At 61.8% G+C, this 18,490-nt stretch carries 10 protein-coding genes and 1 pseudogene; 2 read left to right on the forward strand and 9 right to left on the reverse strand.

What is annotated here, in order from left to right:
- Positions 1-4: 4 nt before the first annotated feature.
- A complete protein-coding gene (locus AC4AMJ_RS25845; RefSeq protein ID WP_489915643.1) occupies positions 5-571 on the reverse strand; it encodes a hypothetical protein in 567 nt (188 codons plus the stop codon).
- A 13-nt stretch (positions 572-584) separates the two neighbouring features.
- Here AC4AMJ_RS25845 and AC4AMJ_RS25850 point away from each other — a divergent pair, with 13 nt between their 5' ends.
- Positions 585-743: a hypothetical protein gene (locus tag AC4AMJ_RS25850; RefSeq protein ID WP_489915645.1), complete on the forward strand. Its 159-nt coding sequence runs from the start codon at positions 585-587 to the stop codon at positions 741-743.
- 136 nt (positions 744-879) lie between these two features.
- On the opposite strand, the pseudogene AC4AMJ_RS25855 reads toward AC4AMJ_RS25850, so the two are convergent.
- The 7 genes and pseudogenes from AC4AMJ_RS25855 to AC4AMJ_RS25885 form a co-directional block, all read right to left on the reverse strand.
- Positions 880-2,233: pseudogene (locus tag AC4AMJ_RS25855) on the reverse strand (ISL3 family transposase).
- A 26-nt stretch (positions 2,234-2,259) separates the two neighbouring features.
- Complete coding sequence (locus AC4AMJ_RS25860) at positions 2,260-2,550, reverse strand: hypothetical protein (RefSeq protein ID WP_489915647.1); 291 nt, start codon at positions 2,548-2,550, stop codon at positions 2,260-2,262.
- Between the two features lie 103 nt (positions 2,551-2,653).
- Positions 2,654-3,058, reverse strand: a complete 405-nt coding sequence (locus tag AC4AMJ_RS25865; RefSeq protein ID WP_489915649.1) for a hypothetical protein — start codon at positions 3,056-3,058, stop codon at positions 2,654-2,656.
- Positions 3,059-3,189: 131 nt separating this feature from the next.
- Complete coding sequence (locus AC4AMJ_RS25870; RefSeq protein ID WP_489915651.1) at positions 3,190-6,549, reverse strand: Swt1 family HEPN domain-containing protein; 3,360 nt, start codon at positions 6,547-6,549, stop codon at positions 3,190-3,192.
- Positions 6,550-6,567: 18 nt separating this feature from the next.
- On the reverse strand, positions 6,568-8,373 hold the full coding sequence (locus tag AC4AMJ_RS25875; RefSeq protein WP_489915653.1) for a hypothetical protein: 1,806 nt from the start codon (positions 8,371-8,373) through the stop codon (positions 6,568-6,570).
- Positions 8,370-11,138 carry a DUF1156 domain-containing protein gene (locus tag AC4AMJ_RS25880; RefSeq protein WP_489915655.1) on the reverse strand — a complete coding sequence of 923 codons (2,769 nt, stop codon included), beginning with the start codon at positions 11,136-11,138 and terminating at the stop codon, positions 8,370-8,372. Before AC4AMJ_RS25880 ends, AC4AMJ_RS25875 begins: the two co-directional genes overlap by 4 nt.
- Before the next feature lie 59 nt (positions 11,139-11,197).
- Positions 11,198-14,608 (reverse strand): helicase-related protein, encoded by a 3,411-nt coding sequence (locus tag AC4AMJ_RS25885; RefSeq protein WP_489915657.1) that lies wholly within the window; start codon positions 14,606-14,608, stop codon positions 11,198-11,200.
- Positions 14,609-14,733: 125 nt separating this feature from the next.
- Here AC4AMJ_RS25885 and AC4AMJ_RS25890 point away from each other — a divergent pair, with 125 nt between their 5' ends.
- Complete coding sequence (locus tag AC4AMJ_RS25890; RefSeq protein WP_489915659.1) at positions 14,734-17,385, forward strand: DEAD/DEAH box helicase; 2,652 nt, start codon at positions 14,734-14,736, stop codon at positions 17,383-17,385.
- 313 nt (positions 17,386-17,698) lie between these two features.
- On the opposite strand, the gene istB is transcribed toward AC4AMJ_RS25890, so the two are convergent.
- Positions 17,699-18,457 carry an IS21-like element helper ATPase IstB gene (gene istB / locus AC4AMJ_RS25895; protein WP_489915661.1) on the reverse strand — a complete coding sequence of 253 codons (759 nt, stop codon included), beginning with the start codon at positions 18,455-18,457 and terminating at the stop codon, positions 17,699-17,701.
- Positions 18,458-18,490 lie beyond the last annotated feature (33 nt).

An 18,490-nucleotide genomic window follows, 5' to 3' on the forward strand; every position in this document is an offset into this window, starting at 1 on the left:
CGGCCTACGACGCGATCGCCGGAAACACCACGATCGACCCGTCGGACTCTCGCGCAATCTCGATGGCGACATCGGACGCGTGACCCGCGTCCGCGACCCGGCCACCGAGGTCGCGGAGCCGGTAGGAGGTCTGCAGGAGTTTGTCGACGTCGGCTGCCCGGAACGCGAAGTCCCGTACGCCGTGTGAGCGGTCGATTTCCAATGTCGAGAGGCGGCGGAGAACCTGGGCGATGTCGTTGTCGAGTTTGTCGACATTCTTCTGGTCGGCCTGCAATGTCCGGACGAAACTTTCGAACGGGTTGCCCTCGTTCAACTGGGCGTGCTCGACGGCCTGAAGGACAACGACGCGGCGTTTGAGTGCGATCGCCAACTCGGCCAACTCCAGATGTGCCGCGAACGTGCCGGAAGGTTCGTCGATGCCGGGGAATGCTTGTCGGACGACTGCCAACTCCACCCGGCCATCGGGGAACTTCCCGAGTTCCTTCTGCCACTTGGTCAGGCGGCGGTTGGCAGCAGCCCATTGCCTTGTCGATCGCGTTGCGGCACGCGTCGAGCTGGTTGCGTTCTTCATCGAGCTTGTCCTCGTGGAGTTGCTCGAGGAGCTCGGTGATCCGTTCGATCGCCGCCTGCCGTTTCTGATCGGCGTGCGCGCTGACGCCCACCGCGACGGCCATGAGCACGAGCGGTGCGGCGACCGTCAGCGCGGTCGTGCCGGCGGCGGCGACTCCGGCCGTCGCAGCTGATCCACCGGCTGCGCTTGCGGCGACCGCCTTGCCGGCCACCGGACGAAGGTGGCGCAATACGCGGTGGACACCAAATTGAGCCAAGTCAGGACTTGGGCACTTTGGGGGCTCTTCGAAGTTGTCCGGGCAATTCTGCTCAGCAGTGGAATTGCTGGATGCTGGCCCGCTGGACGCGGGTGCAGTGGAATCGTATCCGGCGCCGTGAGTTCTCGGTGTTGCGGAACCCGCAGGCGATGCGTTTGACCTGCTTGACCAGCCGGTTGTAGCCCTCGGTGCGGGTGTTGGTCAGCCTGGTGTGCAAGAACGCCAGGATCGCCGGCCACCACGTCTCGATCGTGGTCGCCAACCGGGTGATCTCGGGAATGTCGGCATCAGCACACCAGCAGTAGAACCGATAGAGCCGGCGGCGAATCTCCGCATCATCGGCGCCGTCACGGGCAGCGGAAAGGAGTTGGCGCAGTTCCTCTTTCGCGATGTAGGCCGATAGGATCTGCGCACTGGGATCATGGTCGATCAACGCGTTCCACATCTTGGCAAATGACCTGTCCGACAGTCGTTCTCGCGCACTGAGCAGACGTCGTCGGTTGGTCCATTCGGGATCCTGTTTGCGGCCACGGCGGCCGTGGGTGTCGAAGGTGACCCGCCGTCGCACGGCGGTGACCATGTCGTTGGCGAGCTTGACCAGGTGGAAATGATCGACCACCAGCTGCGTTGGGCAACAACGTGTCGGTGACCGCGGCAGCGTAGGCGGCCGACGGGTCGATCACCACGTGGCTGATCTGGTCGCGGAACTGTTCGGACTGCGCGGTGAGCCAGTCGGTGACGGCCTTGCTGGTCCGGCCCTCGACCTGACCCAACAGGCCCTGAGGGCCACCGAGATCGACGAATCCGGTGTCCCACGGGTCCACACGTACCCAGCGGCGTCCGTCGGCGTCGCGGACCCAGCGGGGCTTGCCGCGGCGGGTCTCGTCGATCCCGAGGACACGCACCGGTTGCGGGTCATCGAGCACTCGGTCGGCATGTTCGACGAACGCAGCGTGTGCGGTCGGCCAGGACACGCCGGCACCGGCGGCGACCTCAACCACCGAGCGGGCGGCGTCGCCGACATCCCGGCCGATCTGGGTGCGCAATCGAGTCGTTGCTCGGCGTCGCGGTGGGACTTGCGGGATCGATTCGGTGAAGGTGGCGCGTGCGCAGTCCGGATTTACGCACCGGTAGCGGGTCTTGTGCCACTGCAACAGGATTGGATCATCGCCGTAGCGAATATCGCGGGGTCGGGTGACCGCGTGATCCTTGACCGACGTCGAGATCGTCCGACAGTCCGGGCAGCGCGCGGCGTCGGGATCGACGGTCACCACATCCACCACCCGGACCCGGTCGACCTGCCTCGACACCCCTCGGACCTCGAGTCCTTCCAGACCCAACAACAACGACGTAGCATCAGCCATGCCCCTGGTACTCCTCACCGAAATCGGAATGTGTCGCAACATCCAGATTTCCGGAGACCAGGGGCGTCTCACGTCATCGACACGCCGGCCCGCTGACCAGGCATTGCCCGCTCAAGCTCGAAGAGCCCCCAAAGCTGACCGAGATTCACCTTTACATCATGGAAGTTTGAGTCGAAAGTTGGTGTGGTTGTTTTCAGTTCGATCTGAACAGCTTTCCCAGGTCTGCCAGGCAGCCACCGTACGTCGATATCCTCGCCTGCAGTAGGCCACCATAAGGCAAATTTAGACCGATATCGGTAGGCCAGATACTGGCTTGTCCAATGTTCTAGTGTTTTTTCCGGAACTGAAACCTTCGTCATGCTGTCCAATCATGCAGAAGTTCTGAACGATGTCGCTGCCTATTCTCAGACCAGCATATGCCGCCATCCGCTGATCGTAGTGAATCGAGTCCATTGCCGAAGTTTAGAGTTCCGTTTCTTCTAGCGAGGATGCGGCGGATATGTCGTTCGTAAGTCGCTCTATCAGCGCTCCTGGGATGCTGCCCTCGTGGTCGATGCAGTACACAAGGGTATTGACATCTACGTCAAAGTCGACTGCACGAGCGAGTAGGCAAGCGACGGTGACGGCGTCGAGCTGCGGGCGGTCTATTAGCCCTTCGTCAATCAGGCTGTTAATGCCCCAGCCTGCCGCCACCATAAGACCCGATGGGGTCATGCCGGCCGCTCGGTACGCGGAGAGACTCGCAGACAGGACCGCGTTCATCGCAGTGCCGTAAGGCAGGGTCGCGTCGTGTATGGAGAGCTCCCGTGTGATCTCGAATAGCGATTCGGCGACGGAGGTCGCCAGAATGTGTGCGTCAAAGTCCATAAGCATCCTTACTGTTCGTTTCTCGACGGGACAACTCTTCGCCAATACTCTGCACTATCTCGTTGGCGACAACTTCCGACGATCTTTCGTAACTGACCTGGTCTTAGCAAGGAGTAGTTGGGATCGGATCATTAAGTGTCTTCAAACCCCGACTGCTCAAACCGCAGCGTGCGGGAATTTTCCGAAACCGTGCGCACCGTGCCCTCGGAAAACCCAAGCGGGTCCGTTGCCTCGATCTCGATGGTCACGCTCACTTCGGCGTCGCCGTCACGCAGGTGAGCGAGCACCTCATCGGCGATATTCTTGAAGTCCAGCGCAATCCGATCGGCATCGAGCGTCTTGACGCCAAAGAACCGAGTATTACGTGGCGCGGGCGGGGGCTTCGGTGTCTCGAAATCCTCGTCGGTTCGACGGACGTCCGTATCGGTGTCCTTGTCGTTCGCATCTCCCCCGTCACGCTCGTCTGCTTTGGACTCAACGTCACGCTGGGCTGACGCACGATCCGGTCTAACAAGCAGCAGCGAGTCGGTTGGTGCCGGCGCGGGGTCCTTGTCGCCCGGAATCCACAAACCTATGTAGCGGTCCGCGCTTTCGTCATAGTCGGTTGCGAGCGCGTAGGCATCGGTCTCCCAGATCATCGGCAGCTCGACGACGCCTTCGTCGAGCACCCGTCGATCGCGCAGTCGCGGCATGTAGGTGTACTGGCTGTACAAGCCCCACAGCGTCCCCAACGACACGTGGCCGTCTTTCCAGATCTGCGGCACCTTGTTGATGGACAACCGGATCGTGGCCGCCGCCTGGCGGGTAGACAGGTCTCCGTCGTTGCCGAGCCGACGGCAGGCGCGTTCGGCGAGCGACTCGGACTGGCCTTCGACCTTGACCTCGCGGATCACGAATGGTGCGCTGATGTCCTTCTGCGCAGACGGCACGAGTGCCCACGTGAACGTTTGCAGCAGGCGAGAACTCGTGGTCTGGGCGGCCTGGTCCCTGCGTTGCGCTGCTTGGTTCTTCTGGTTTTGAGTGAGGTCGAGATCGGTCTCGTTGTCGAGGACATGTTTCCATCCGAGGTAGTCGCGGACCGCGTTGTCGAGCTCTTCAAGACGAGCCTCGTCGGCCGCGAGGAAGATGACCATGTTGCGGTGCGTTCGACTGGCGCTGCCCCTCTGCTCGGTTGCCTTCTGTGCGAACTCCTTTGCCGGCGAATCTGTACCCCGCTTGTGCGCAACCTTGGGGTGAAGGACGACAAGGCGTGCTTCGTCAATATCGGGAATATCGGCGTTGACCTCGGGGCACACGTGAATCCCGGCGAAGTCGCCGCGCGACCGCCCTTGCGTCTGCAGACGCTGCACGATCTCGGCCCACACGTCTTCTTTGTGCAGGCGCTCGGCTTGGTCTTTTGCCGTACGGGTGATGTTTGCCTGCAGGTCGTACCAATACTTGCCGGAGCCGGAATAGAAGTAGGTGGCGCGGTCCTGCAACTGGTTGAGCGCGGAGTGGAAGTTGCCGGGAACATCGCCCGGGATTGCGGTACCGAGGAACACCCGTTGTGTCGCAATCCCCTTGCTCGAAGCACCAGGGGCGACGGTCGGAGCCGCACCGAAGAACACGGTACGGGCGAGTCGCTTGGTCAGCGACCGCTGGCCGAACAGCGGCTTGTCCTTGTCGACCCGCGCAGGTTCGGACTGCGGACCATCCACATCGGCATCGATGATCGCTTTCCACGAATCCTGTAGGTACTGGGTCAGTTCGGAGTTCACTTCCGACGTGGCGAGCGGAATTGATCCGGGCATGATGAGCGGTGACGCATCCTCGCCGGTCCACAGGGCGTGGATGACCGTCGACATCAGCCGCAAGACACCACGGGTTCGTTGGAACCGCTCGAGGGAGGACCATTCCTCGTACAGGGTGTCGAAGAGCTCGGGATGGATCGGGTAGGTCTGCTTAATGCGATCCTCGTAGGCAGTGTCGCGCGACTCGCGCGGGAAGTCGTCGGTGTACTTGCGGTACATTTCGACGTACGACCGCGCGGTTGAGTTGATTGCGGCGAGCGCTGCTGCGTCGGGCTGGGTGAACAGTCGTTGCTTGACGATGTGGTACGCCTCGGTGGAGGAGGCGGGCCGCCACTGATCTGCCACACGACGTACGACGTTCTGCAGACGCTTGAGGGCTTCCAACCCGTGGGTGCCGCCGACTTCCTCGGCATTCCCGATGACTGGCTTGGAATCGTCGCCACTCTCTGACGCTGGGATTGAAATTGCCAGCAGTATCCCGGACGTACCTTTCGCGGCTTCGGTCAGCGACTGAGCGAACGTGAACTGGTCATCGAAGGTGCCGCCGGCCAGGTCGTCGCGGCCAACGAGGGATCGCGCATATGCCACCCACTCGTCGACCAAGATCACTGCCGGTGAGTACGCCGCGAGGAGGTCGTGAAGCGCCTGGCCGGGCGGCGTGCGGTCGGCGTCGGCTTTCGCCACGATGGCGTAGGCCTCTTTGCCACCGAGCTGCCAGGCAAGCTCGCCCCATACCGTGTTGACGTGAGTGTCTCCATGCAGCACACCGGAAGGGCTGAGGTGGTTGCCCACGATTGCGACGCGGTTCGCTTTGTCGCCTGTGTACCCGCTGGCCACCAGCAGTTCCTGCACGTCCTGCGGGAAATCGCCGGCCGGCAGACCTGCGGCAACGTGCCATAGCGATAGCATCGAGTGCGTTTTGCCGCCACCGAAGTTGGTCTGCAAGTTGATGACCGGCGATGAGTTGTCGTCGCCGGACAGGCGCCGGACAGCGCGGCCAATCAAATCCTGCAGTCCCTCAGTTAGATAGGTTCGCCGGAAGAACTCGACCGGATCGGCGTAGTCGGCGTCGACCTCACCGCCACTGGCGACTTTATAGAGATCGGCGGCGAACTCAGAGGCGTGGAAGTTGCCGGTGGCGACGTCCTGGTGGGGCGGTAAGACATCCCGCCACGGCTTGAGGCCGGTCGATTCAGGATTGTCGACCGCCGCTTTGAGGGCCTTCTTGTCGGCTTTGTCGGCGGTAACACGGCGCAGGTTGAGGCGGATCTCCTTGACCTCGTCGCCTTCCTTCGCGGCGCCGATCAGTCGGAGCAGCCGCTCGCCGGTGTCGAGTGCGCGGTATGCGTCGTCGTCGCTGAAGGTGCCGTTGTGTGCCCAGGAGTTTCGGGCTTCACGAAGCTCGCTCGCGTAGGTCTCACCGGATCGGCCCAGTTCACTGTTGAACGGGTACCAACCCTGTTTGATACCACCAGTGATGTTGCCCTCGGTGAGCATCCGGAACTGGACCTGAGGGTCGCGGGGATCGTAGGTCCGGTCACCAGCTGAGTTGTTGCGCTGGTCCTTTGCCTGCACCAGCTTGACCCATTCGGCGCCCTTGGCACGGTCGGCACGCCCGATCACCGTGGAGATGAAGTCGTCCAGGGCTGGTGCCATCGCCTGGAACATGCGGTCGATGCGTTCACGGTTACTCGTCGCCATCGTCTCTCCCGTTCTCGTTCAGTTGGTGTGCGTGTTGGTCAGGTGATATCCGAGGTACCCGATGAACAGTGTCGGAATTGCGGGGTGCCCATCGAAAATATGCATCCGAGGGCTTGCCATCCCGATCCGGGCCAGCTTGAAGTGGGCCTTCATCTCGACCTGCTCGCGTGGGTCAACGTCTGTCGGGACCGGAAAGACTCGTTCGTCTCCGAACTGCTTCATAGTCCTGCCGGTTTCCGTCTCGCCGAACTTGCCAGGCGGGAAGGTCTGGAATCCAGATGGCGTGTTGTGGAGGTACTGATCCAGGCTGCCGTCCCACTTGGATGCTGCGCGCGCTCGTGCGTAATCAGCCATTGCGAGCACCGCGTCCCAAGCGGTGCGCAGCGCCGAGTCGTTCGTGTCGAGCTGATTGAGTCGGGCTACTTCTGACGTGTCACCGGTGAAGCAGACCGAGTCGATCTGGTCGATGCGATCGAGTAGTTCGTCGAAACTCTGTGGCCGCGACACTCGGAACTCAGGAGGCACGTCGAGGTACTGCGACTCGTAGTCGCCGGACTCCTTGAGCCTCGATTCCAGCCATCTGGCGCGATCGCGTATCTCGTCGACGTCGATCCGTGCGAGCTCGGTCTCGAGCTGCGAGTCCTTAAGTTCATTAAGCAGCTGTTGGTTCTGGTCCTCTAGCTGTTCGACACGCGTCTGCAGGAGATCGACCCGGTTCTCAAGTGACCGGACTCCGGCGCGCTCAGGATCGCTCCTGCGGATTCTGCTAACGAATTCGGTCAGCGTCCGTTCGGTGATCTCCTTGAGACCCAAGACCCGCCGTACGAGAGTGATTTCCTCATCGTGCTGTGGCGGCGCAGTGGCCGCGACCTCTTCAGGGGGCGAAGCCTCATGGACCGATGGTTCGGTCGCATCTTCGGGCTGGGAATTCTCTAGGCTTTTGACAAGTCGACGATTCTCTAATCGGTCATACCGTCGACGCATTTTCTGAACCGTGGCGTCCGGCGGACGGGTGGACGCCTGCTGACGCGCGATCTCCCCGAGTAGATATTGGATCGCCCTGTCACCCTTAGAGCCCAGACTTCGTGTGCCCAATATTCTATGGCGTCGAGCGTCGAGCGCATCGTCCCAGGTCACGCCTGGCTGGTAACTGCGGATCGCCCAGACAGGTGCCGCGAGCTGGTCGCCGACCCGTTGCCGAAAGACCTCCGTACTGTGTGGGTCTAGGACGATGACCTGGGCCAGCCCATATACCTCGCGTGCCCACTGATCGACCTTCCGGGCGAAAGCGTCGACCGGGATATCCGCCACATTGTTTGTGCCGGCGACGAAGACCAACCCGTGGCGGCGATCATCCTCGAGTATCGAGACGAGCCGATCAACGGATGCCGAACCGAACAACTGGTGGCCCGAGGCGAACTCGAGCTGGCCATCGCGGAGCGGCAGGGCCTGCATCAGGTACCGCGCGAGGCGCGGCACTTTCACGAATCGCGCCTGGCTGTTGCGCACAGACAGCGAGATCCACCCGCCTTCATCGGCGCTGCCATCGGCTACGACTTCGGTTGACCACCTCCCGGTGCTGCCCCCGTCCTCCTCCAGCTCGATGCGAATGGTCGTGGAGTCATTGTCGATGCGCCGTACTGTGAGGCTCGCGCGGTCATCCTCGTAGTCACCGGACTCTCTGAGATCGACATCGAAGTCCTTCTCGCGCAGCCATGCCGCGAGCTGCGGGATCGCGCCATCAAGAAGGCCTTCACCTTCCGCACACCGCATGATGGTCACATAGTCGCGCGACCTATCGGTTTCGATCGCTGCGGCCGTCACAGGTCATCTCCGTCCTCAAAGTCGAGGCTCGTCTGGCCGGTTGTAGCCGCGGGGGTACGCGCAGATTCCAGGATCTCCGGCCAAGTGGTCACCAGCGCATTGAAACTCAGCGCGTCTTTGGTCCAGCCGTTGGATTCGGCGATGCGGAACAGCAAATGAGCGAGTTCCTTCACCAAGTCGGACTCGATAGCCCCGTCAGGGCGATTCAGAGCATCACGAAGGAAGTCGCCGGTCGGTGCGATGCCGTCACGTTCCAGGGTCTTGATGAGGTGGTGCAGCGCTTCCCAGTTGCTGGTGTGCTCGTCGGTGAGAATGTCGTATTCCCAAGGCAAGTCGCTTGGCTTGAGGAGCTGCACTTTTCCTGCGCGGCTGGTCAGGATCTCGCTTCGGTCCATGACGTCGACGCTAGTGTTGCGGGCCCGGGCGAGGTTGTCGGCATCGCCGAATTTCCCGACACCGTAGCCATGTTGGCGATACCATGCGATCGCGAAACGGCTTGTCGAGTCGAAGTCGCCTTCCTGCTCATTAAGGACCTGATCAAGAATCTCGTTGATCCGGGTCAGCGCAGATCGCACCGTCATCTTCGAGCCATCGGGTTCCAGCACAGCTGCGTAACGACTGAATACCGCCATTCCCGGGCCGATCGCTGCCTGTGGAAGGTCAACCGGGGCTATCTGCCCTTGCTGCAACTTGCGCAACGCGTCAGGCAGTTCGTCCTCAAGTGCGGAGATGAAATCGCGGCGGCCCGTCGTTACGGCGTGCTGAGTTCGCGGTCGGAGAGACAAGACAATCGAGGAAGCAAGGGCATTGGCTCCACTAGCCACCATCCGGTTGCTGAGTTCTGAACGATTCGGCCACGTCGATGTTATCTCCCAGCCTGATCGCATAATCCCCTCTAGCAGCGTTTCCCATCCAGTCGAAGCGGTTCCGCCGAGATCAGATTCAGCCTGTTTAAAGGCGTACCATATGGTTACCGGAAAATCGGTTGACGCGGTTAACCGAGCCTTGGCGAAGACGTTGCGGAATCCCTCTTCAAAGAAGTCGCGCGCGGCATCCTTGCTGTGGTGGCGGTATTCATTGGCGACTAGCTCCTCAGACTTCGGTACCAGCATCGTCGATAGCAGGTCTGGATAAGTATCTCGCAGGGTGCGACGTAGCCACACGTAGAAGAAGTCTGATAGATCGGAGTACCCAATGTTGTCGTAGTAGGGCGGATCGGTGGCTAGTATTGCGTCTGAGTAAGAAGCCGAGGCTGCATCCTGCTGGCGCGCGATACCCACACTCCGAGGTGTCAAAGCCGCGATTACTTTCGCCACCCATGCCCACTGGTCGCGCATGTTTCCCGAAGAGTTCGAAAGCGGATTGGCTTCGCAGAAATCCCATATCATGGGGATTGCTTGTCTAGAGAAAAGATGCCCAATACCTTCATTTTTTACATCCGACCGCCATGCGCAAAGAGCATTGTGGTAGTCCGACGCCTTGGAGACTCCGAATCCCAGTAGCGTGGCAACGCCATCCGCATACTCTGTTGTACCGCCGTCGGTAAGGATCTGTTCGCGTGCGTTGGCAACGAGGTCACTGAACGTGGTGAGCGTAACAAGTTGACGTGCGATGAATAAATCAGCCCACCTAGTCATTCCGTATGCCTGGATTCGAAATCCGAGCGCCTTCGGAGGGATCTCAGTAGTCGGCGTGTCCATCGGGTTGGCGACCACTGCGGCGATTTCATGTGCTTCTGTGGGCGGTAAATACACGCGCTGGCGGACTCCTTCGGCTACTACAGCCATCAGCCGCCTGTTAAGACGCTGCGCGCGGCCCTGTGCTCGGACATACTTCAAGTCGACCGCTGTTGCGCAAGCCAAACAGTGAGCTCCATTGCGTCCAACGGTTCCGTCACCAGTCTTCGGCGGTGTCGTGGCGAGTTTATGTCCGATGTCGAAGCGCACGCTTTGGCCTGACGGATGTGAAGAATCTGGCACTACCTCTGGAACAATGTAGGCTTCTTTACCCTTCTTCTTTCCGAGCCACCAGGAGCGAACGAGCGGCATTTCGATACCGCAGGCGGGGTTCGGGCATGTGACGGTGCGTGCCCAGATCCAGGCGATGACAGTGGCTTTGGTGCCATCAGGCAGCGTGGCTTTGGGATAGAGGTGGCCAATGCGTTTTTCAGCTTCGTCGCGCATCCATTGCCCGTAGGCGCGGACATCGGCGGCGAGTCCTTCGGCACCTTTCCATTGTCGGATTTCGGAGTCGGCAAGTCCGGGGTAGATCGGTGGTTGGTCGCGGAACTTCGGTGGGATCTCGATGAGCGCTTTGTTGATAAGTACGGCGACGGGGTTGAGATCGGAGGCATGGGCTTCGAGTCCTAGCCGTTGAGCTTCGAGCGGAATGGTGCCACCGCCGGCGAAGGGGTCGAGAATGGGTGGCGGGTTGCCGTTGGTGGATTTGAGAATCTCGGCGTGGGCTTCGGCGAAGAGCTTCTCGTCGCGGATGTTCTCCCAGACGACGAGGCGTTCGATGAGTTTGTGGAGGCGGTCGCGTTCTTTGCGTTGAAGCTCTTCAGTGGGGAACTCGTCGGGCCGTGCGGACGGGTCGTCAACGAGCTGAGCGAATAGGACGGCGCGTGCAGCCGCGAGCGGTCGGCGTGCCCACCACAGATGCAGTGTGGAGGGGTGGCCGTGGCGGATGGACTTCTCGCGAGCGGATTCGCGGTTGATAGCCTCCAGCGGGAGGGCCACCTCGATGAGCTTCTTCTTCGTCGTCACGTCTGCGTGCCTATCCGTAGCGTTGTCGTGCGTACTCGGGTCGCCCGTTCACCCTTGGGCTAGAACGGCTGTTTACCTTTGGACCAGGTCTTGTTCCAGTCACCGCGGATGCCGGTGCTGTCAAACCCGCCGAGGTCGGTGCTGGCGAAGGGGTCGTCGATGTAGCGAACCTCGTCGTACTGCGCACCGCGTGGGTCGACGCGGACCAGCGCAAGGCGATACAGCGGTGCAGCGTTCTTGCCGACCATAACTTCGTTGTGGGTGACGAAGAAGTAGTCGGCGCCGTCAATGCGTGCCTTGACTTCGATGCGGTAGCTGTCGCCGTCGGCGTTAGTCGACAGGATGTCGAAGCCCTTGTTGTTGAAGGCTTGTTCGACTGGTTTCCGCCCGAGTTGGCGTTCACGAGCCAGGACTAGATCGACTCCACGGCGTTCCACTGCTTTGGTTTCGGTCGCATGCACGGGCGCGTTTGCGGGTACGTCCTCTTCGAGCATTGCTAGCGGTAGCACGAGGGCTGCGGTCAGCAGGTTCGGCGGTTGGGTCGACATCAGTTCCTGCTGGTCGAGGAGGGTAAGCCTGGAGCGGAGGCGATGGTCGATCTCGACGGCTTTGCGGTTGAGGCTGTCCGAGGACTCCTTGGGTTTGTCGCCGGCGCGTTCTTTGTCGGCAGCGACCGCGGCATCGAGGAGAAGGCGTTCAGACTCCCCATTGAGGCGCTTGGTGACAAGTTCGCGAGTCTTGGCGAGTTCGGCTGCTCGTCGCGGTCGCACCTCGTCGAGGTAGTCAGGTAGTCGGTGGGCGATGATCCAGCTGGTGGCCTTGTCTTCGGCTTCGCCGAGCCAGGTCTGAGTGCGTGCAGAGGTGACCGCGGGGCTGTCGGGTGCGGCGACGCAGTCGAGGTATGGGGCGGGCCCCGCCGGTGTAACGGTGCCGTGCCTGTCGACGTAGGCATAGTTGAAACGCCTGGCCACTGTTGCGCTGGTGGCGTCGGTGACCTCTTCTATGACTCCAACGAGGAGGTGGGGCTCGTCGAGCTCGGCAGAGACCAGCACGGTGCCGGTGTTCAGTGCCCGTCCGAACTGGCGGATGGCTTCGTCCATCACCGCGTCGTGCAGGGGGTGGCCCGGTGCGAGAAGATCGGCGCGGGCGAGATCGTCGGGCTGGACACGGCTCAGGTCGAAGCAGACGCGGTCGTAGCGTGTGGCGATCGGCCCGTGCTTGCTCGCGCGGATGTGGGCAGGCACGTTGGCGATCTCGTAGCGGCCTTGTTCGCGTCGGGCGATGCGTCCGCCAAGCCGGGTGAATGCGGCTTTGAAGGCGAGCTCGATGTAGTGCGGCTGCAGGCGGCGCGCGCGGGCCTCATCCATGGCGGCGCGGAGTTTGGAGAGCTCGGCGTCAGCGAGATGGTCCGATGCCAGCGCCCGTTCTTCGAGAAGTTCGCGCAGACCCTCACCAACAGACTGATCAATGACCTCGTGCATCTTGGCCTTGATATCAGGCCGTTCGCCGTACTGGATGGCCTCCTTGAGTAGATCCCGCAGCGGCCTGTCGGTGAAGGCCTCACCGAGAACATCGAATACCTTGCCGCCATAAGCTTTTCGCTGCTCGTCGATCTTCTCGAGAAGCCGCGTGAAGACCGCGCCTTCGCGGGTGTTGTGGGCGACGATGTTCCACAGTCGACATACTTCTTCCTGGCCGATGCGGTGGATGCGGCCAAAGCGCTGCTCGATGCGGTTCGGGTTCCACGGCAAGTCATAGTTGACCATGAGGTGCGCGGCCTGGAGGTTGAGGCCCTCGCCGGCGGCGTCAGTGGCGATCAGAATCTGGCAAGTGTGGTTCTTGGTGAACTCTTCGGTGATCTGTCGTCGGTCCGCCCGGCGGACCCCGCCGTGGATAGAGCGGACGGCGTCGGGATTGCCCAGCAGTGTGCCGATCTTGCGCTGAAGGTACTCAAGGGTATCCCGGTGCTCGGTGAAGATGATGAGCTTGCGGGGTCGGCCGTGGCCGTCGTTGGTGAGTGCGTGATCTTGCAGGATCGTGGAGAGCTCGGACCATTTACGGTCGGTGCCGCTGTCGCGGACCCGTCGCGCCCTTTCGGTGAGATCTGCGAGCTCGACCAGCTCGGCGTTCAGCTCCTCGACAGTTTGCGCTGCGGTCGCGGCGTCGAGCAGTTCTTCTTCGAGGTTCTCGAGTTCTTCGGAGTTGTAGTCATCGGCATCGATGTTGTTCTCGTCGATCGTCGGTTCGGCCTCGCGGAAAGTGCCGTTCTGAATCTCAGCCTTGCGGCGCTCGAGCCGTGCTGTGCGCCGACGGAGGCTTCGGTAGATCGCCTCGGGGCTTGATGCCAGGCGCCTCTGCAGCACGGTCAGCGCGAAACCGACAGTGTTCTTGCGTTTGCCGCCGACGCGGTCGGCGCGGTTCATGCCTTCGCGGACGTAGGTCGTGACCTGCTCGTAGAGATCGTATTCATCGGCGGTGAGTTCGTAGGGCACCGTCTCGGCTACTCGCTCGGGAAAGAGCTTCTTCCCCTCGAACGTGAGCAGGTCTTCTTTCACCATGCGGCGCATGATGCCGTCGGTGTTGGCAGTCTTGGTGTTCTTGCCGGCGAAGCGGTCGCGATCGAGCAGGGTGAGGAACAACTGGAAGTCCTCCTCTTTGCCGGAGTGCGGAGTTGCGGTCATCAGCAGCAGGTGGCGAGTGATGGTGCCGAGCATTTCGCCGAGCAGGAAACGCTTGGTCTTCTCGACCTTGCCGCCGAAGTAGTGGGCACCCATGCGGTGGGCCTCGTCGACGATGACCAGGTCCCACTCGCTGCCGTTCAGTTGGTTTTGGAGCACGTCATTGCGGGAGAGTTGGTCCATGCGAGCGATGAGCAGGGGGTGGCCTTCGAAGGCGTTGAGGTCGACGCTGCTGTCGATGAGCTGATTGGTGAGCAACTCGAACCGCAGACCGAACTTGAAATACAGCTCGTCCTGCCACTGCTCAACAAGGCCGCCCGGCGCCACGATCAGGCATCGCTGCACGTCGTCGCGCAGGATGAGTTCCTTGATGTAGAGACCCGCCATGATCGTCTTACCTGCACCCGGATCGTCGGCGAGCAGGTAGCGCAGCGGCGTACGCGGCAACAGTGCTCCGTAGACGGCGCGGATCTGATGAGGTAGCGGTTGCACGTCGCTCGTCGCGACCGCCAGCATCGGGTCGAACAAACCGGCCAGCTGGATGCGCTGCGCCTCTGCCACCAGCTTGAAGTCCGAGGCCGAAGCGTCAAACGCACGGCTGCCAGTCGTCGCGACCGAGAGGGCATCCTCGTCCTTGCGGAACACAACCTGCTGGCCAAGCGCGCCCGCCGTCGTCTTGTAGGTCAGTTCGACCGCGTCGTTTCCATGTGCCTGCGCGGCGATGACGGTCACCACCTGGGCTGGGATTAGCCCCTCCACACGGAGCCCCGGCTTGAGGTGTTCGAGCAGCATTCGTGTCCTCCTGGTCGATAGCCTCGCCACGTTAGTCGCAGACTCCGACATTCTCAGGGTCTTAGTCATTCCGGATCCGACTTTCGCTAATCTTCGCACCAACATCGGATTGGGGAATCGGGCGTATGGGACGAGACGATCGGGCGCGCATCAAAGCACTCGCACACACGGCTTCGGAGCTGATTAAGCAGGCGAAGGAGCTGCGCGCGCTCCGCAAACAGATAGAGGACGGGGCGGCGACGGCGGAGGCGGGGCTCCGAGAACGCGTCGTCGACCTCGAGTTCGGAAACAAGCGCGTCAGAGTTCTACCCCTACGACAGAGCGACGCCAATCTCCTGGCAAGCATCGACAGCGCGGAACAACTCGGGGTGCTGACGGCCAGCGACCTCTCGATGATCGACAGTCTTTGCAACGACGTCGAGCGTGCAGTCAAGGATGCACGCGGCTCAGCCGGCGCCCGCCGAATCTTCATGGGGAAAGGTAAGAGAGAAGCGGGCCTGCAAGCGGGCGAGTTTCTCGAGCGATACCTCGTGTGGGCCGACGCTGAAAAAGTGCCTGATCGCCTGCCCAGGCTGATCGCGTCCGCCAAGGAAAGCAGCCCAATCGGCAATATCCGCGCATCCTTCTCTGCCTGGATAAAGCAATCGCGGGAAATCCGCGCATGGGGTGACGGCACTGTGGTCGATGGGGCGCCCGCCCAGGGCCTCGGTGGCGCAGTGGCGGCCATCAAGCATGCTGCTGACGCTGAGACTCAAGCGAAAGCCGCCGCACTCCAGGCCGGCAACGCAGTGCGGCACGCTGAAACCGAGAAACTCATCGACGAGATGCCTGTCGAGAGGCTCAAAGACGCCACCCGCGACCGGCTGCGCGTGGGTGCTCTGACCGACGCCGACATCACAACTGTGGGACAGGTGATGAGGTACGGCGCAGTGCTTGAAGAGCTGCCCGGCGTCGGACCCACCACCGCCACTCGTATGCGCGGGGCTGCCCAGACCCTGTGGCAGACCACCTACGAGGAAATGCCTGTCCGTATAGACATCAACAACCGGACGTCGCAAGGCACAAATCTGCTCTCGGCACTGGGCAGCTGGAGAGCACTGCGCGCCGGGCAGCCAACAGGCCGGGAAACCGAGCTGTTAGAGCCGATGGCGGCACTTGCCGGGGCCGCGTCCGAGCAGCCGGCGCTCCTCGCTGTCTTCTCGAGACGCGACTCCTACACCGCAGACGACCTGACTCAGGACATGCAGACACTCCAAACTCGCGCACAGTCGATCGGCGCAGCCACGAACCCGGCATCAGATCCCTGGGACGGGTTCGTGGAGCACCCCGCCGACTACTTCGCGCTGCTGTCGGAACTCGGCCTGCTGACCGAAGACGAAAACAGCATCTTCGGCGATCTCCCCCAAGAGGTCATCGAAGCGGTGCGCCAACAAGAACTCGACGGCAAGCACCTCAAGGCGTCGCTGCGTGGGTACCAGAGCTTTGGCGCGCGATTCGCACTCGTGCAGAAGAAGGTAATCATCGGCGACGAGATGGGTCTTGGCAAGACTGTCGAGTCGATCGCAGTGCTGACGCACTTGCGCGCTAAAGGCTCGCATCACGCACTTGTCATCTGTCCGGCTGCCGTCGTCACAAACTGGATGCGCGAGGTGGCCGCAAAGTCGACCCTACGTCCGCACCGGCTTCACGGACCTCAGAGGGAAAGCGCACTACGCCAATGGTCGCGAACCGGTGGAGTTGCTGTGACCACCTTCGAGACGCTCGCGTGGTTGAGCAGTGAAGATTTCTCGACGGATGGCATCGGATGCGTCATCGTCGACGAGGCGCATTACATCAAGAATCCGCATGCACAGCGCTCGCTACGCACGGTGAAGATCATCAACGACCTTCCTCGCGCAATGCTGCTGACAGGCACCCCGCTCGAAAACCGGCTTGATGAGTTCCGCAACCTTGTCGAGTACGTGCGACCAGATCTCGCCATCGATGCGACCGAATTGTCCCCCCGGCGGTTTCGCCAGCAAGTCGCACCTGCCTATCTGCGCCGCAACCAGGAAGACGTCCTCACCGAGCTCCCGGAACTGGTCGAGGTCGAAGAATGGTTGCCCCTATCGGCCGAGGACATGAACGCCTATCGCGCGGCAGTGTCAGAAGGAAACTTCATGGCCATGCGGCAAGCCGCGATGACGCAAGGCAATAAATCACAGAAGATGGCCCGGCTGCTCGACCTGGTCGAAGAAGCGGAGTCCAACGAACGTCGCGTGATCGTGTTCTCCCACTTCCGCTCCGTCCTCGAGGAAGTTGTTCGGGCACTGCCCGGCAAGGTATTCGGACCGCTGACCGGGTCGGTACCGGCTGCCCGGCGACAGGAAATGGTGGACAAGTTCTCCGCGGCTGGACACGGCGCTGTGCTGGTGTCCCAGATCGTCGCCGGCGGCGTGGGCCTCAACATCCAGGCCGCGTCCGTGGTGGTCATCTGCGAACCCCAGCTCAAGCCGACCACCGAATGGCAGGCCATTGCTCGCGCGCGACGGATGGGCCAACTCGAGACGGTCCAGGTTCACCGCCTCCTCACTGAGGAAGGCGTCGATCTCCGCGTTACCGAGATCCTCGCGCGCAAGAGGGAACTGTTTGAAGACTTTGCACGGGTCAGCGACATCGCGGACAGCGCGCCGGAAGCTTTCGACATCTCCGAGGCGGAACTCGCGCGGGAAGTTATTGCGGAGGAGCGGGAGAGGCTGTTCACCAAGGAGCGGTCAGCACGTGACGCGGTCGTGTAGGTCTGCAGGATTTCGAGCTATGTTGAGCCAACGTGGTTCGGCTAAGACTGTCGTAGTCGTCAGTCATGATCCGGGTCATGACTCAATGGATACCAGTGATCGGTGGGCTCACGACCGCTTTGATTGGCGCTCTCGCGGTTCTCTTGCGGGCTCGCTCCGAGATGTCAGCCAAAGGCAACTGGGAGCGCATCAAGCTCCTCCAAGAGATCAGCGAGAGGTTGGCTGTCGACGGTCACGAAATTCCCCAGGGGTTTCTGTCACGTAATTCCCCACGTTCGGGTGTGCTGTGGCCAGCGTAGCTGGCCCGGGGTGTTCAGCCGTTCTTGGCGCGTCCGGGCCGTTTGCGGGGCCGGTAGGACGGTCCGTCCATCAGGATCTGGTGGCTGGTGTTGATGAGCCGGTCAAGCAGGGACTCGGCCACGACCGGGTTGGGAAACAGCGGGTACCAGTCTTTGGGGGCGCGGTTGCTGGTCAGGATCAGTGGTTTGCCGGCGATCGCGCGGTCGGAGACGAGGTCGTAGAGGTCGTCGGAGCCGGTGGTGGTGTGCTCTCGCATGGCGAAGTCGTCGATGATGAGCACGGCGGGGCGGGTGTATTCGCGCATGCGTTGCCCGATGGTGCGATCGGCGTGGCCGCCGGCGAGATCGGCGAGCATGCGGGCGCATTTGACGAACCGCACGTCGTGGCCCCGTAGGGCGACCTGGTGGCCAAGTGCTTGTGCCACATGTGTTTTCCCTACACCGACCGGGCCGTAGAGGATGACTGATTCGCCGGCGTCGAGCCAGCGCAGGGCGGCCAGGTCGCGCAGCATCGCGGCCGGGAGTTTGGGGTTCGCGGTGAAGTCGAAGTCATCGAAGGTGGCTGATTGCTCGAACCGGGCCCGACGCACGCGGCGCGCCAGGGCGGCGGTCTCGCGGCGGGCGATCTCGTCCTCACACAGCACTTGTAAGAACTCCAGGTGCCCGAGTTCGCCGGCGCGGGTTTGGGCCAGTCGGGCGTCGAGGGTGTCGAGCATGCCGGTCAGTTTCAGCGCTTTGAGTGCGGCTCGCAGGCTGGGATCATGAATTGTCATCAGAGTGTCCTTGTTGTGAAAGATGTTGGCAGG

This window comes from Gordonia sp. LMA484 (assembly GCF_058129505.1).

What these genes read in the sequence shown, in the direction of transcription:
- AC4AMJ_RS25865 (WP_489915649.1), bottom strand. Translation starts at nt 3,058, where the DNA reads ATGGACTTTGACGCACACATTCTGGCGACCTCCGTCGCCGAATCGCTA.
- AC4AMJ_RS25845 (WP_489915643.1), bottom strand. Translation starts at nt 571, where the DNA reads ATGAAGAACGCAACCAGCTCGACGCGTGCCGCAACGCGATCGACAAGG.
- AC4AMJ_RS25885 (WP_489915657.1), bottom strand. Translation starts at nt 14,608, where the DNA reads ATGCTGCTCGAACACCTCAAGCCGGGGCTCCGTGTGGAGGGGCTAATC.
- istB (WP_489915661.1), bottom strand. Translation starts at nt 18,457, where the DNA reads ATGACAATTCATGATCCCAGCCTGCGAGCCGCACTCAAAGCGCTGAAA.
- AC4AMJ_RS25890 (WP_489915659.1), top strand. Translation starts at nt 14,734, where the DNA reads ATGGGACGAGACGATCGGGCGCGCATCAAAGCACTCGCACACACGGCT.
- AC4AMJ_RS25860 (WP_489915647.1), bottom strand. Translation starts at nt 2,550, where the DNA reads ATGACGAAGGTTTCAGTTCCGGAAAAAACACTAGAACATTGGACAAGC.
- AC4AMJ_RS25870 (WP_489915651.1), bottom strand. Translation starts at nt 6,549, where the DNA reads ATGGCGACGAGTAACCGTGAACGCATCGACCGCATGTTCCAGGCGATG.